This is a genomic window from Pseudomonas duriflava (assembly GCF_007830155.1).
Lineage (GTDB): Bacteria > Pseudomonadota > Gammaproteobacteria > Pseudomonadales > Pseudomonadaceae > Chryseomonas > Chryseomonas duriflava.
Window position 1 is genome coordinate 1 of record NZ_VLKY01000011.1, and the last position, 13901, is coordinate 13901.

The window sequence follows — 13901 nt, forward strand, 5'->3', positions numbered from 1 at the left end:
ACAGGCGAAGTGATCGGGCGTCTCAAGCGTCGTCATCGTAGCGCTGAGTTTGTGGAGTTCTTGAAGGCTATTGATGAAGAGATCTGTACTGACTTACCGGTTCACTTGATCATGGACAACTATGCGGTACATAAGACCGATCAGGTAAAGGCCTGGCTAGCTGCACACCCTCGTTATCAGGTGCATTTCACCCCAACCTCAGCTTCCTGGCTAAACCTGGTAGAGCACTTTTTCTCGACCCTTAGCCAGAGATGGATCAAGCGGCAATCACATACCAGCGTAAGCGATCTTGAGCAGTCCATTAACTATTACCTGGCTACTTACAATCAGAACCCGAGGCCCTTCCGCTGGAGTAGGAGCGCTGGTGAAATCCTGGCTTCGGTAGGTCGGGCAGCACGGGCTTTTCGCAGGAGCTAATTAAACGTACTTATGATTCACCACACTAGTAGCTGCTGGGAGGGAGTCTATGGAGTGGAAGGCTTATAGTAGAACCGAATTGCTTGCTCGCTCAGCCACGAATGCGAATGGAAAGACAGGTCACACAACCTTCCAGTTTTTCAAATTCGCTGATGTCGACCGTAACCACGCGATACCCCAGGCTTTCGATAAGTGTCCGGGTTTGGGGTGCGCTGGCGGCCATTAGTACGCTGTTGTCATCCAAAATGATCACATGTGCACCGGAAGGCTCGGGGACAGCCATGAAATGCGGAAACAGCCCTGGTTCTGCTACATGTGGTAGATAGCCGATCACGGTGCCATCCGGCAGGGCCGTTACGGCAGTTTTCAAATGCAGAACGGTGGTGACCGGGACTGCAATTACCCGTGCGCCTAATGGACGTAACAAGGTCCGTAGCTGTCGTATACCTTCACTGTTGGTACGAGCCGATCGCCCAACGTAAATGGTATCGCCAACCTTCAAGACATCGCCACCATCCAGTGTTCCTGCCCCCTGGATGTATGCCAGTGGATGGCCCCGCTCAGCCAGAAGACGTGCAATGGCCTAGCTTTCACCTTGGCGGGATGGATGCCCCAGATTGGTAATGACGGCCAGCCCGCGATACAGAACCACAGTATCTTCAATGAATACCGAATCAGGGTGTCTTTCAGAGGCTTCCACAACTTGCACAGGCCAGCCTGCTTCGCGCAAGGCGGCGACATATTTGTTCCATTGGCGTTCGGCCAATGCTACATCCACAGGTTGCCGCTCGATATTATCTACGACCCCTTCGGCCAGGCGGGAGACCGGAGGGCGAACCAGGGCCAGGGAAACCGACGTCGTTGTCATGCGCTATTCCTTGTTGTGTTTTTAGTGGGCTACACGATGCCAGGAAAAGCAGAACTTGGCAGCGGTCCACGCTCAGGATGTCCGTTTCGGATAGGGCAATGACGCATCTACTGCCGCACATGGTCAGTAGAGAGTGAGACTGGAGAAGAAGTGGGTCTAGATCACAGACAAGCATCCGTCAGCCGGACCGTAAAAGACTGACGGGTGGTTTGCTAGAGACGAAGCTTTATTAGTGCCGGGCAAACGCTGCTTGAGACGGGTTGAGGCTGAGCGCCATGCTGAAAGCATCGCGCAGAGGCTTTAGTGCCTCGGGACTCTTTTCGCCACGCTGAACCTGGACGATCAGGCTGAGTGCCTCCTCAATCATCTCGTTGGCCGCCTGCAAGTGATCCAGCAACGAGTCGATCTCTTGCTGGGCAGACAGGTCGGAAGCGTGTAGAGCCATAGTGATGAACCTTTCCATATATGATCGTTGTTTGTTTCCAGACTCAGTGACTCGCGCTTTGGTATGGTTACAAACACCGGGCAGCTTCATCTACCAAGACGAACAGCTTTGCTCCACGTCAGGACGCCGAGGTGCTGCAAATCCCGAAGCGGCCCAGGGCGCGTTCCGGGTGAGACGCTTTCACATCGCCACCGCACCGGCAACAGCCAGCACGGATAGCCATGATTACGCCTGACTAAGCCATGTGTAATGCAACCTAGCCGATCTGCTGATTCTTAAGCTGTGGTTGACCTTTCACGGTCTTGCACCGTCTCGACGGCCTTATTGTGACGACACGAATAAAGGGAGCGAGGCAAGCCCGTTTTAAGCGTGGCGACAGTACGTTTATTTAGTGCGGATGTCACGAGCCGGTCGTCTCCTCGGGGCATTCACTGATAAGCGTTCGGTATGGGCGGTCGAAAGGAGGTTTCAGGATAAAGCCGGGCACACGCCGCTGGGCAGTCTAACTGTAAGGCGATATAACGGACTCCGCCTGGAGCGCTACACGGCAAAACGGTATTCGAGCGAAAGGGCTTTGGGGTCAGAGAGGGAAGAAAGGGACTGAAGCGGGCCAAGCTGGGGTTTTCTCCCGGCCTTCCGATGTTACGGAAGGCCGGGAAGATCAGCTGTTTATTGACCGACCAGGCTTGGCAGGAACAGGGAAATAGCGGGAACGTAAGTAACTGCCATCAGAGCAGCAAACAACGCTACGTAGAATGGCAGCAGGGCCTTAACGGTCTGCTCGATAGTAACCTTTCCGACCGCGGCACCAACGAACAGCACACCGCCGACTGGGGGCGTAATCAGGCCGATCCCCAGATTGACCAGCATGATCATACCGAAGTGCACCGGATCCACACCAATGGATGTGACGACAGGCAGCAGGATCGGTGTAAGGATCAGAATAAGCGGTGCCATGTCCATTACCGTGCCCAGTACGAGCAGCATGGCGTTGATGCACATCAGGATCACATAACGGTTGTCCGAGATGGTCATGAAGGCTGCGGTAATCTGCGCCGGAATCTGCATCAACGTCATGATGTAGCCAAAGCTGGCTGCAAAAGCGATCAAGATCATTACGATCGAGACGGTTCTGACCGTACGGTGCATCAGCTTGGGCAACTCGCTCCACTTATAGTCGCGGTAGATGAACATCGTGACGAAGAAAGCCCAAAGCACGGCAACGGCGGCGGATTCGGTAGCCGTAAACACGCCCGATAGGATGCCGCCCAGAATGATGACCATGGTCATCATTCCCCAAATGGCTTCGACGCAAATTTTCAACGCCTTTCGCAAGGGAATTACTTCGCCTTTAGGGTAGCTGCGCCTTTTGGCAAAGAACAAACACATCAGCATCATGATAGCGCTGAGGAGAAGGCCTGGGCCGATACCAGCGATGAACAGTGAGCCGATGGATACCGTACCGCCCGCAGCAAGCGAATACAGCACAGAGTTATGGCTGGGAGGCGTCAGCAATGCCTGGACCGAGCCGCTGACCGTCACGGCCGTAGCATAGTCACGGGGATAGCCTTTCTTTTCCATCTCCGGAATCAGGACCGACCCTACAGAGGCGGTGTCAGCCAGGGATGAGCCGGAAATGGCGCCAAAGAAGGTTGAGGCCAGGATATTTACCAAGGACAAGCCGCCCCGGATAAAACCGACCAGCACGTTGGCGCATTCTACGAGACGCCGTGACATGCCGCCTTCCGCCATGATTGCCCCCGCCAGAACGAAGAACGGGATGGCAAGAAGCGAGAACTTGTTAATACCGCCGGCGATCTGGATCATCATGGCGTCGAAGGGGATGTCGATCCACCAGGCGCCAATTAACGCGGCCAAACCCAGAGCATAAGCGACTGGCATCCCGATCAGGATAAGCAGCATGAAACTGCCGAGCAGAATAAAGGCGTCCATATTCAGGCAGCTCCTTCAGCTTGTTCAACAACATCGTATTGAACGACACGGCGGTGGCACTGTTCGCCGCACCAGATTTTTTCCAACACGAACCACAGGGTGAGGGCGCCCCCGATAGGGATTGGCGAATAGGCCACGCCAACTCGCAGCCAGGACAATTCGCTAGTGTATTGATACCAAGTTGCCATGCATAGCTTGATACCCCAGATCGTCATGAACAGAGTGACGGCTGCCATAAGCAGGTTGACTAGGATGGCGTCGTATCTTTTAAGCATGGGTGGTAGGCGGTCAGTAAACATGGCTACAGCCATGTGAGCTCCCGCCCGGTAGCTTGGAGCTGCGCCAATGAAAGTGAAAACTGACATAAGCAGAACCGCAATAGGTTCAGGCCAGGAAGAGCCGGTACCCAGGACGTAACGGGTAAAGATGCCCCAGGGAATGATGAGCGAAATCGTCAGGATCGACAGCCCTGCTACCCAGATACAGAGGGTGTAGATCATATCGTTGACGCGCAGAAGAGCAGATTTCATAGGAAGCTCCATGCGCCGCGAACCCGCCGAGAGCTATCGTCGGACGGGCAGGGCGTGCCAGGTTATTGTTTTTGTTGCCTTCGTGACCTTATTGCACTGCTTCGACGCGCTGGACGAGCGCAGTAAACTGCGGGCCATACTGCTGGCTATACTTTTCCCGAACCGGAGCGGTTGCTTCATAGAATGGTTTGCGATCCACTTCAATGAACTCCACACCGCCCGCTTTCAGTTTTGCAATGCTGTCAGCGTTGTATTTGTCCCACAGCTCACGTTCTTCCAGTTGAGCTTCGCGTGCAGTCTTTTTGACCAGTTCCTGCTGTTCGGGGGTGAGCTTGCCCCAGGTCGCTTTGGACATAACCAGCATTTCCGGGAGGATCAGGTGACCGGTCTGGGTATAGTACTTGGCAACTTGATAGTGGTTCTGCGTCACCATGGTAGGCGGGTTATTTTCAGCGCCGTCGATTACTCCAGTTTGCAAGGCGCTATAAATCTCACCCGTCGCCATGGCAATACCGCTGCCGCCCATGGCATTCAGGGTATCGACAAAGATCGGGTTACCAATTACACGAACTTTCATGCCTTTGAGATCACCGATCTGGCGAACCGGCTTTTTGGTATACAGGTGACGAGTACCGCCGTCCATCCAGCCCAGTGCGACCAGGTTGAAGTTGGACTTGGTCACGGTATCTAACAGCTCCTGACCCACTGGTCCGTCGATCACCTTGCGCATATGCGCTTCGTCACGGAAGACGAACGGTAAGTTAAAGACGTTGACCTCCGGTACTACCGGACCTACCGAGCCGATGGAAATACGGGCCATCTGAATGGCACCGACCTGTACTTGTTCAACAACTTCCTTTTCACTACCCAGTACGCCACCCGGAAACATACGGATGCTAAGCTCTCCGTCAGTGGCCTCTTTGAGCTTTTTGCCCATGTTCTCCACTGCCACAACGGTAGGGTAGCCCGCCGGGTGTACATCGGAGGACTTGAGCGTGATATCGGCCAGTGCGACCACAGGGGTCAATAGGGCACAGCATGCAGCGGCTAACAGGTTACGCTTGAAATTCATGAGGAAACTCCTTGTCGCATGTTGTCTTTGTTATGAGGAGTACAGCATTGACAGGCATTTTGCCTTATCCCTTGAACACGGGCTCTTCCAGACCTTTTATGCCAGGTCTTAGGGCGAATACGCCACCGGCAAGCGGCTGATCGGACAGATCGACCCCGCCCGGGCGTATTGATGTTACAAACAACGTATCCAGGGTCGCTCCGCCAAACGCGCACATGGCTGGTTTCTTGACGGGTACCTCCAGCGAGCGATCCAGGCGGCCGTCAGGTGTGAAACGATGAATCAGGCCAGCATCGTTACCACAGATCCAGTAGCAACCGTCTTCATCCACTGCCGCACCATCCGGCCGACCAGGATAGGCATTCATATCGACGAATACGCGACGGTTAGAAGGTGTACCGCTGTCCGTGTCGTAATCGAACGACCAGATGAGTTGTGCGCTGGGATGCGAGTCTGAGAGATACATCGTGCGACCATCGGGGCTGAAGGCCAGCCCGTTAGGCACGATGAAGTCATCGAAAACCGCTTTCGAAGCCAACCCGTCCGAAGCAGGGTAGCGATAAAGCTTGCCGACCCGTGCGGCAGCGCCCATGTCCATTAGCATCGTACCGGCCCAGAAGCGGCCCTGACGGTCGCAGCGACCGTCATTGAAGCGCATGTTTGTGCTGTCATGGCGCGTTTCAGTGAGACGCACTGCATCGAGAGTATGGTCTTCAGTAGGTTTTACCCTGAAGATTCCATTTTCGAGGCCGGCAATCCATCCATCAGCTGGATTGGCGCAGCGAGCAATACAGGCAATCATCTCCGGTGCAACCCAGGACTGAACGCTACCGTCAGCAGCCGTCCAGCGGTTGAGCGTGCGAGCCGGGATATCGACCCAATACAGGGCTTGTTCCTGGCTATTCCATACCGGGCTTTCCCCGGTGCCGTTACGGGCATCAACAATCAGTTCAGCTTGCATGGTCTTGTTCTCGTAGTCTGCATAGACTGGATGAAGCGAAGGGCAAGGTCTGATCAGTCAAACGGTCCCGCAGCAACAAACGCACCGCCCTGATAGACAGCAGCAGGATCATCTGGCGCTGGCATTGGCTGGGCTTCGACTTTATCGCGGAAAATTTCCGAACTGTCCTGCGGTTCCCAGCCTAGATGGGCCGCCAGATGATTATCCCACCAGACATCACGGTTATTGGATACTCCATACACAATGGTATGACGAACTTCCGGCGTGAAGAGGGAGCGGGCTACCAGATTGGTCAGGTCCCGATAACTGAGCCACGTTGACATCATGCGGCGGTTTTGCGGCTCGGGGAATGAGGAACCGATTCGGATGCTGACGGTTTCGATGCCGTAGCGGTCAAAATAAAAGCTGGCAACGTCTTCGCCGTATGATTTGGACAAGCCATAGTAACTATCGGGGCGGCGTGCTGCGGTAGCATCGATACGCTCGCTCTGCTTGTAGAAGCCAATGACATGATTGGAGCTGGCAAAGACGACCCGCTTGATGCCATGAATACGCGCTGCTTCGTAAATGTGGAACACGCCTTTGATATTGGCTTCAAGAATTTCTTCGAACGGCCGCTCGACCGACACGCCACCTAAATGGACGATGGCATCGACACCTTGGGCCAATGCAATAACGGCTGCTTTATCAGCCAGGTTACAAGGTACGACTTCTTCCTGAGGGCCTGAGGCCGGATCCATGAAAGAGATATCCGAGAGCCGAAGGACTTCAGCATAAGGACGCAGCGTTTCGCGAAGAACCTTACCCAGGCCGCCTGCGGCTCCGGTAAGAAGAATGCGATTCAGACGCTGGGATTCTGCAGGGTGTGCCGACATATGAAGTTTCCCGGTTATTAGTATTTTTATAAGGTCATAAGACATCGTATGACTGATATGGGATTTTTAACAGCCAGCCCTCTTTCTGTCAATCACCACCTGCATGCTTGAGCCTTTTCATACAGAGTGGTTAGTAAATATTCTGGTCCATATAGATACTTTCTGCGCAGCTCATGCGGGCTGGTTTTGCGCAGCCTGTCCTTGCAGGGCACGGGCATATCTCTACATGCAGGATATTCTTGACAGCTCAGCCCAGCGGTATAGATCAAAGTCTAATAGTTGCTAGCAGGCATGGGCCCATACGCCAAAGGTCTTGTATCTATGCCGATATTCGCAAGCGGGCCAAGTCTTTCATCGGTGGCACACCAAACAGGCGGCTATATTCGCGACTGAATTGCGAAGGGCTTTCATAGCCTACACGGTAGGCTGCTGTAGCCGCATCGAGTCCTTCGGTCCAGATGAGACGTTTCGCCTCTTGTAGACGAAGTTGTTTTTGATACTGCAACGGGCTCATCGCTGTCACAGCTTTAAATCGGTGATGTAGCGTGGAAATGCTCAAGTTAACCTGCTGCGCCAGCGTTTCGATGCGAAACGGCTCGCGGTAGTGCTGGTTCAGCCAGTCGATGGCTTGATTCACTCGGTGAGTTTGGCTGTTCGTCAATGCCGTTTCGTACAAGCGATGCCCTTGCGGCCCACGTAACAGGCGATAGAGAACTTCCCGGTAAATCAGAGGAGCCAGTATGGGAATATCCCGAGGCGCTTCCAGCAGGCGTGTCAGCCTGATAACGGCATCAAGCAGGTCGTCATCGATACACTCTACATAGAGCCCCCGATCAACAGAGGTCGCCGGTGTGTCAGGCATGCCCATGTCTGCAATGAGATGAGAGATTTCTACAGGATCTATTTCTATACGCAAGCATAAATAAGGCTTTTCGGGCGTTGCTTCGATCACGTTGCCTATCAGTGGAAGAGCCGCCGAAATGACTAGGTAGTGCAGTGGATCGTAAACGTAGCGTTCACTGCCCAACAAGGTTTGCTTACTGCCTTGAGCGATAATGCAAAAGCTGGGTTGTGCTACGGCATGATGGGGTGGCGTCGGGTGATTGGCACGGATCAAGCTCAAGGCATTAACCGGCGTCGTGTGCGTACCGGGTTCAGAGGCGAGGCGCTGGGCTAGCGTAGCAAGCTCGGCCCGCTGGGCAACGGTATCTTTCTGCATCGTTACGTTCCTGACAGGGGTTATAGCATCCTCTACACAAGCCGAGGAGGTTCATGATCCGTTATTGCCTGAATTCGTTGCCTTGTTATGACAGGTCATAGCACTACTGTACGAACTAAAGGCACTACTCAGCCAACATGCAACTCAGGACAGTAAATTAGATATAGGCAAACATGCGACGGTAAAGCGATCCTGCTAAATGATTGCCTAATCCTGCAGAAGTGTTGTGGCTGTGCTTAAAAGACTAGCTGCGGCGGATCTGCGTAGTAATGTCCTTTTTGCTCTGCTTCTAATACCTATGTTTCAGACTACATAGTTGCTGGCAGGATTAGGCAAGAACCCGACAGGATTCGTCTAACGGAAGAAAGTGGTTTGCTCATAACCTTTGTAACTGAAGCAGCATGGCTTTGGATCAATTGCAGAGGGCTTCATATGAGAGGTAATGAAGACAAAGTAATTGCCATTACGGGGAGCAGTAGTGGCGTTGGCGCTGTTATCGCTGGGCTGCCAATGCCGCAAGGTGCCCTTATAGAGCAAGCCCTTATTCATAAGGGTCCGGTAGATTTGCCAATCGTTCCGTCTGAGGAGGCCTTATGTCAAATCCTATACTGACTACGCTGATCGTTATCCAGGCGCGTGTAGGACGCTCAACGGCATTAGAGCGTTTGCTGGCAGAGCTACCTGGCTTGGCGCAAAGACCAGAAGGGTGCTTGGTTTTTAGTATGAAACCAGCAGGGCAGAAAGAGCTCACTTGGGAGGTCCGGGCTTTATGGACTCAACCAGAGGCCATGCAGGTACATTTCGAGCAACAGTGTTCACCCATTCTGAATCAGGCTCTCCACAAAGGACTGGCCTTGCGTATGGACTTTCTTTCCTTTTCGAATGAGGCACTACAAGAGGGCAAATGTATGGGGTCGGCTGCTTTAATAGAGTAGTCATAGTGCTGCCAGCCTCGCCTAAATAAGGTAAACGCTTTAGCGGCGCGTTTCTTAACTAAAAAATATTTCTTTAATAAAATTTTGTAATACCATCCCATTGCGAGTGTTGTGTAATTGAATGCCATACTCCCGAAAAGCTAAAAGGCATATGCCATAAAAGGTCGGGATGGGTAGTCTGTCGATGCTGTTCGTATAAAATTCTTCTAAAGAAGTAGCCTTGTCTCATATTAAAGTCTATAACGAATAGCTATTCAGCTATGGTATTACCCGAGCGAGGTTATTCATGATCTCTGATCTTCGCGATGCTTGGCAGGAAATGCTGGAGGCGCAGCGTACCTTTAACAGTCTCTGGCCTTCGGCTGTCGTGCATGCACAGGTATGGCTCTTGCCTATTAATCGAGAGGCAAAAGGGTTGACCCAAATCACGCCCCATGAGCTGGTTGGTGAGCCTGCCATTGAAGCCACCAAAAAGGCCATTTTGCAGTTTGAGCAAGAGGAAGGGCAGCACCCTAGTACAGTCATGCGCTTGCCTGGCTGGATTGGAGTATCCGGCTCAGTCCTAGAGGCGGCTCGCGAAGCCAATGCTGCCAGGGATCGGTTTCTCCACGTACTGGCCGAGGACGCGAGGTCAATGAACCTGAAATCGCTTTCCAAAGGCAAACATGCCCGTACGGCATTGAAATTACCTCTTGTTATCAAGCAGATCGAACGGCATATCCAAGTCTTCGAAGGGGTTCCTCGGCGTATTCTGTTTACCTGGGCTGGCAAGACGGCGGCGCCCGAAAGCATTCCGGTAAAGGACGTCATCGAAAAGGTCGAGCTTCAGCTGGCGGAGGCGGTGGCCAAGGCGGACATGGATAAGGAGCGCGGCCTGCGAATGGAGCTGAAGGCGCTCGGTTTTCTGGATAGCAAGGCTGAATTACATCGTTATCGACCGATTGCCCCGCATCCACGAGTCATGCTTTATTTTTCAAAAAGCTCACGCTACGACGCCATGCCTCACGCTAATCTACCGATCTTCGTGTCGCTCGATGAAAAACAGCCATGGCCTAAAGTTGATCCCCTCGAGGCGTTTGATGCAGAACAGGCACAGGCCGAGCGCTCCGACAAGGTTCCTCGCCAAGAGATCATTCCACGGTTGGGGTTGTACTTGAAGACCACGGATCGCAAGCGCAGAAATGCTTCGGTTGCTACGGCTGTGGAGACGTTACCGCGAACCTCGGTGATTTCCACGTATGGTCAGCGTCAAAGGTAAATGCAGATAAGAGCGGGGGAAGGGCTCCTGAAAGACCCGAACAACTAATATGCTGTTCGGGTGTTATGTGTCCATGTCATCAAAAGAATGCATTATGGCCACATACGGCAGGCTTATTATTCATCCTTACCTTTCACAATCTCGACGATAGCGCTCGATGTTGTTTTGAGCAGTACGTAGTCACGCCCGATCTTGACCCATTGCTGGTCTTCTTCCGGTTCCTTTAGGCCATGGGCCTTGGGATCTTTGATCCGGTACACATCACGCTGATATTTATCAGGAGCTTCGCTGCCAATTTCATAGACATTACCGTCAGTAGGATCAATGACCGAGAGATCTCCTTTCTGATTCTTGTCTTTAGAGATAACCGAGTCCTGATATTTATCATTCGACGGTTGATACTTTCCTGCCGCGTCCTGTGCAAATACGCCTGTACTCGCCAGGGATGTACCCAGTAGCAAGCATGCAGTCAATGCTTTGATATTCATGTCTTCCTCCAACGATCAGACTTATTGGTTTTGACCACCGCAGGCTTGGTAATTTCCCTTGTGATCGTAATCTTTCATGTCGGGAGCGAGACGGGTTTTGCTTGCCAGCGCCGATTTGGCACTGGCAAAGCAGCTTTTACGACCTTAACTCGACATCCAGCAAGCCGAGTAACAGGCTGATAGTAAAGAATGACGCGAGCGTGGCCACCATAAGCGTAGCGGCGCAGCGGCCTTCAAAGCCGAAGCGCTGTCCCAGAATAGGGTAGACACTCATCATCGGAGCGCTGGCCAAGAGAACAGCCGCCAGCTTGAGGATAGGATCTACGGCTGGCATCAGCAGGAGCAGGCCAAACACTGCCAATGGGTGTAGGAGTAGCTTGGCAAAGGACGTTTGCCCTACGTCCTTGATCATGCCTTTTGCCTTGAGACCATAGAGCGAAGCGCCAATAACGAACAGCGCAACAGGTGCCGAGGCATGGGCCAGCATATCGACAACGGTAAAGAGTGCTGTAGGTAATTGGATGTTAAGGCTGGACAATAGCAGTCCAATGACGAGGCCAATAATGATAGGGCTCTTACTCAAACGTTTGGCTGTTTCGAAGAGCATGCGTAAGACACCGCCTTCACGGTGGCGACTGGCCTCGGCTATGGCTAGAGCCATGGGAATCATGATGAGATTCTCTACCAGCATGTTCAAGGCCAGGGCCACGGCTGCTGGAGGCCCAATGACCAGCGCCGCAATGGGATAGCCGATGAAACCACTGTTGGAAACTGACATGCCCATGGCTGTGATAGCACTACTGTCAAGTGCCTCCTTACGTACATGACGGGCATAAAAAAAACCGCCCCAAAAGACAAGTAAGGACCCACCAGCGTAAGCAACCAGGTAATAAAAGTTGAATACGTGATCGATGGGACTTTGTGATAAGGCTTTGATAATCAAGGCAGGCATGGCGAAGGTAATGACAAAACTCCCTAGGCCACGCACTTGTTCTCGTGTCAGAAGACCCGAGCGGGAAGACAGAAAGCCCAGCCCGATCAAAATGAATATTGGCGCTGTGATGGAAAGAATCTGAAGCACGAGGTCCGTTCCGTAAAGGCGATCCAGGCATCATGGCAGTTCATCAGGCAGAGTCCAACCGCCGGATCGATAAACGCCTGGCAAATGCTAGAGTACCGTTCGGTATTGCAAGGCAGCCTCCGGTCTATGAACTTAAAGTTTTGTGACTGACTCGACGAACTTAATAAGAGCCTGAAAGTCATAGCGGCTGTTAACAAGGAGAGGTCTTCATGGCAACCATCAACAAGCGCAAAGTATCAGGCGAAGGAATGACAGAGCTGTTCTGGGGGCTATTCTTTTTGAGTATCTTCTTGATCAGTCTGACTGCTCAGGCATAAGTGTCGGCCTTGTCCTGCTTTTAAACTATGCGCCTAGACAGAGACGCTGTGCTGAGCAAGCGAGTTAACTTATTGCTGAGGCAATACGTTCAAGTGCCTGTTTGAGCACGACGCGATCCGGGGCAGCTGAAAGACTGAAACGTACGGCATCGATTGTTGTAGACGTAACGGCAAAGGTCGATGCACCCACACCTTCTACTCCAGCGGCTCGGCAACGCTCCGCTAAACCTTGACCGGTCCCGGTCATCCACAGATGTGGACTAGGCTGTGCTGAGGTAACCCAATGAGTACCCAGCAGCCTTCTTGCCAACCGCCAACGCTGACCCACTTCCTCTTGCTGCCAGGCGAGACGTCGACTGGCTGTGCCGTCTTGAATCCAGCGCTGGGCAATCTCTAGGCAAAGTGGAGAGATCGCCCAATGGGTAGCTTGCCCTTCAGGGTCTATTCGTTCCAGAAGTGAGTGCGGACCCGCTAAAAAGCCGATCCTCAAGCCCGGGGCTACGGTCTTGGAAAGGCTCGTGATCATGAGCGTGCGTTTAGGAAGGACCTGCGCTAAGGGCGGTTCATTGGAAAGGGCACCATATACATCGTCTTCGATGATCCAGAGCGCGTGACGGTGCACGATCTCTGCAAGAAGGTGCCGACGCTCCGCCGTCATGGAGAGACCCGTTGGGTTCTGCAGGGTCGGGATGAGAACGACGACCCGTGCCCCTGTAGCGCGAACGAGACGATCCAAGGCATCGGGAACAGGACCTTGTGCATCCAGTGGTATGCCATGCAGCGGTAGACGTAACTGCCGGGCAGCTGCCTTGATGCCTGGTGCGGTCAGGTGCTCAGCCAGTACCGGCTCGCCCGGCTTGCACAAAGCGAGTAAGGCCGCGAACACGCCTTGTTGTGCGCCGGCACATAACATGAGCTGGTTCGGTGAGTAGCTCATCCCGCGCAAAGCCAACCAATTGGCACCTGCAATGCAACCTTGCGTCAACCTGTCCGGCATAAGGTATCCCTGATGGGCAAATCCATGAACCGTACCGGCTAATGTAGAAAGTGCATCCTCCAGGTCCCGGTTATAGGGGTCCAGTGCCGGAACATGTGTAGACAGATCGATACAGGGCAGGCTGGGAGAAGGGGCTTTCAGGCGAAACAGCGTGGCCTCCTTGCTGCCTGCCAGTACATAAGTGCCGCGACCGACTTCACCTGAAACGAGATGTCGGCGTGCCGCTTCGCGGTAAGCCTGCATGGTTGTGCTGGGGTTGAGTCCGAGATGCCAAGCCAGTCGCCGTTGCGGTGGCAGTCGATCACCAACCTTCAACTCGCCAGATTCAATAGCTGCAGCAATAGCATCTACCAAAGCCAAATAGCGAGGCTGAGAGGAGGGCGTGAGTACAGGTGTCCACATTTATTGCCTGCCATGCAATAAAAGAATAGAGCCATACAATGAGTGATAAGTATGCTGGGGTCAATCAGCCCTGGAGATCTGCT

16 protein-coding genes are annotated in these 13901 nt (G+C 53.1%); 4 read left to right on the forward strand and 12 right to left on the reverse strand.

The genetic code is table 11. The annotated features are described in order from the left end of the window. The coding region (locus tag IQ22_RS15710) for an IS630 family transposase (protein WP_145143694.1) at positions 1–417 on the forward strand (417 nt) is incomplete at its 5' end. 91 nt (positions 418–508) lie between these two features. Here IQ22_RS15710 and IQ22_RS23595 read toward each other — a convergent pair. The 3 genes from IQ22_RS23595 to IQ22_RS15720 all read right to left on the reverse strand — a co-directional run bounded on the left by IQ22_RS23595 (position 509) and on the right by IQ22_RS15720 (position 1730). Continuing rightward, positions 509–919 (reverse strand): hypothetical protein, encoded by a 411-nt coding sequence (locus IQ22_RS23595; protein ID WP_244309193.1) that lies wholly within the window; start codon positions 917–919, stop codon positions 509–511. A gap of 81 nt (positions 920–1000) precedes the next feature. Further along, the gene (locus tag IQ22_RS23600; RefSeq protein ID WP_244309195.1) at positions 1001–1285 is read right to left on the reverse strand and encodes an arginine deiminase-related protein; all 285 of its coding nucleotides are present in this window, start codon (positions 1283–1285) and stop codon (positions 1001–1003) included. Between the two features lie 229 nt (positions 1286–1514). Further along, positions 1515–1730 (reverse strand): hypothetical protein, encoded by a 216-nt coding sequence (locus IQ22_RS15720; protein ID WP_145143696.1) that lies wholly within the window; start codon positions 1728–1730, stop codon positions 1515–1517. A 4-nt stretch (positions 1731–1734) separates the two neighbouring features. Between IQ22_RS15720 and IQ22_RS15725 the strand changes: the two genes are divergently transcribed. After that, positions 1735–1965, forward strand: a complete 231-nt coding sequence (locus tag IQ22_RS15725) for a hypothetical protein (protein WP_145143698.1) — start codon at positions 1735–1737, stop codon at positions 1963–1965. A 434-nt stretch (positions 1966–2399) separates the two neighbouring features. On the opposite strand, the gene IQ22_RS15730 is transcribed toward IQ22_RS15725, so the two are convergent. The 6 genes from IQ22_RS15730 to IQ22_RS15755 form a co-directional block, all read right to left on the reverse strand. Further along, positions 2400–3683 carry a TRAP transporter large permease gene (locus tag IQ22_RS15730; protein ID WP_145143700.1) on the reverse strand — a complete coding sequence of 428 codons (1284 nt, stop codon included), beginning with the start codon at positions 3681–3683 and terminating at the stop codon, positions 2400–2402. 2 nt (positions 3684–3685) lie between these two features. Continuing rightward, positions 3686–4213 (reverse strand): TRAP transporter small permease, encoded by a 528-nt coding sequence (locus IQ22_RS15735; protein WP_145143702.1) that lies wholly within the window; start codon positions 4211–4213, stop codon positions 3686–3688. An 88-nt stretch (positions 4214–4301) separates the two neighbouring features. Continuing rightward, a complete protein-coding gene (locus tag IQ22_RS15740; RefSeq protein WP_145143704.1) occupies positions 4302–5285 on the reverse strand; it encodes a TRAP transporter substrate-binding protein in 984 nt (327 codons plus the stop codon). Positions 5286–5349: 64 nt separating this feature from the next. Continuing rightward, complete coding sequence (locus IQ22_RS15745; protein ID WP_145143706.1) at positions 5350–6246, reverse strand: SMP-30/gluconolactonase/LRE family protein; 897 nt, start codon at positions 6244–6246, stop codon at positions 5350–5352. A 53-nt stretch (positions 6247–6299) separates the two neighbouring features. Next, on the reverse strand, positions 6300–7121 hold the full coding sequence (locus tag IQ22_RS15750) for an NAD-dependent epimerase/dehydratase family protein (protein ID WP_145143708.1): 822 nt from the start codon (positions 7119–7121) through the stop codon (positions 6300–6302). A 319-nt stretch (positions 7122–7440) separates the two neighbouring features. Next, entirely contained in the window at positions 7441–8340 is a 900-nt protein-coding gene (locus IQ22_RS15755; protein ID WP_145143710.1) for an AraC family transcriptional regulator, read from the reverse strand. A 593-nt stretch (positions 8341–8933) separates the two neighbouring features. Between IQ22_RS15755 and IQ22_RS15760 the strand changes: the two genes are divergently transcribed. Together IQ22_RS15760 and IQ22_RS15765 are read left to right on the forward strand one after the other, a co-directional pair. Next, positions 8934–9275: a hypothetical protein gene (locus IQ22_RS15760; protein WP_145143712.1), complete on the forward strand. Its 342-nt coding sequence runs from the start codon at positions 8934–8936 to the stop codon at positions 9273–9275. Between the two features lie 286 nt (positions 9276–9561). After that, a complete protein-coding gene (locus IQ22_RS15765) occupies positions 9562–10533 on the forward strand; it encodes a DNA replication terminus site-binding protein (RefSeq protein ID WP_145143714.1) in 972 nt (323 codons plus the stop codon). 116 nt (positions 10534–10649) lie between these two features. Here the strand turns inward: IQ22_RS15765 and IQ22_RS15770 are convergent, their stop codons facing one another. The 3 genes from IQ22_RS15770 to IQ22_RS15780 form a co-directional block, all read right to left on the reverse strand. Beyond that, a complete protein-coding gene (locus tag IQ22_RS15770; protein ID WP_145143716.1) occupies positions 10650–11021 on the reverse strand; it encodes an RcnB family protein in 372 nt (123 codons plus the stop codon). 136 nt (positions 11022–11157) lie between these two features. Beyond that, positions 11158–12102, reverse strand: coding sequence for an AEC family transporter (locus IQ22_RS15775; protein WP_145143718.1), 945 nt, complete (start codon positions 12100–12102; stop codon positions 11158–11160). Between the two features lie 381 nt (positions 12103–12483). Further along, positions 12484–13818 (reverse strand): aminotransferase-like domain-containing protein, encoded by a 1335-nt coding sequence (locus IQ22_RS15780; protein WP_145143720.1) that lies wholly within the window; start codon positions 13816–13818, stop codon positions 12484–12486. Positions 13819–13901: the final 83 nt, after the last annotated feature.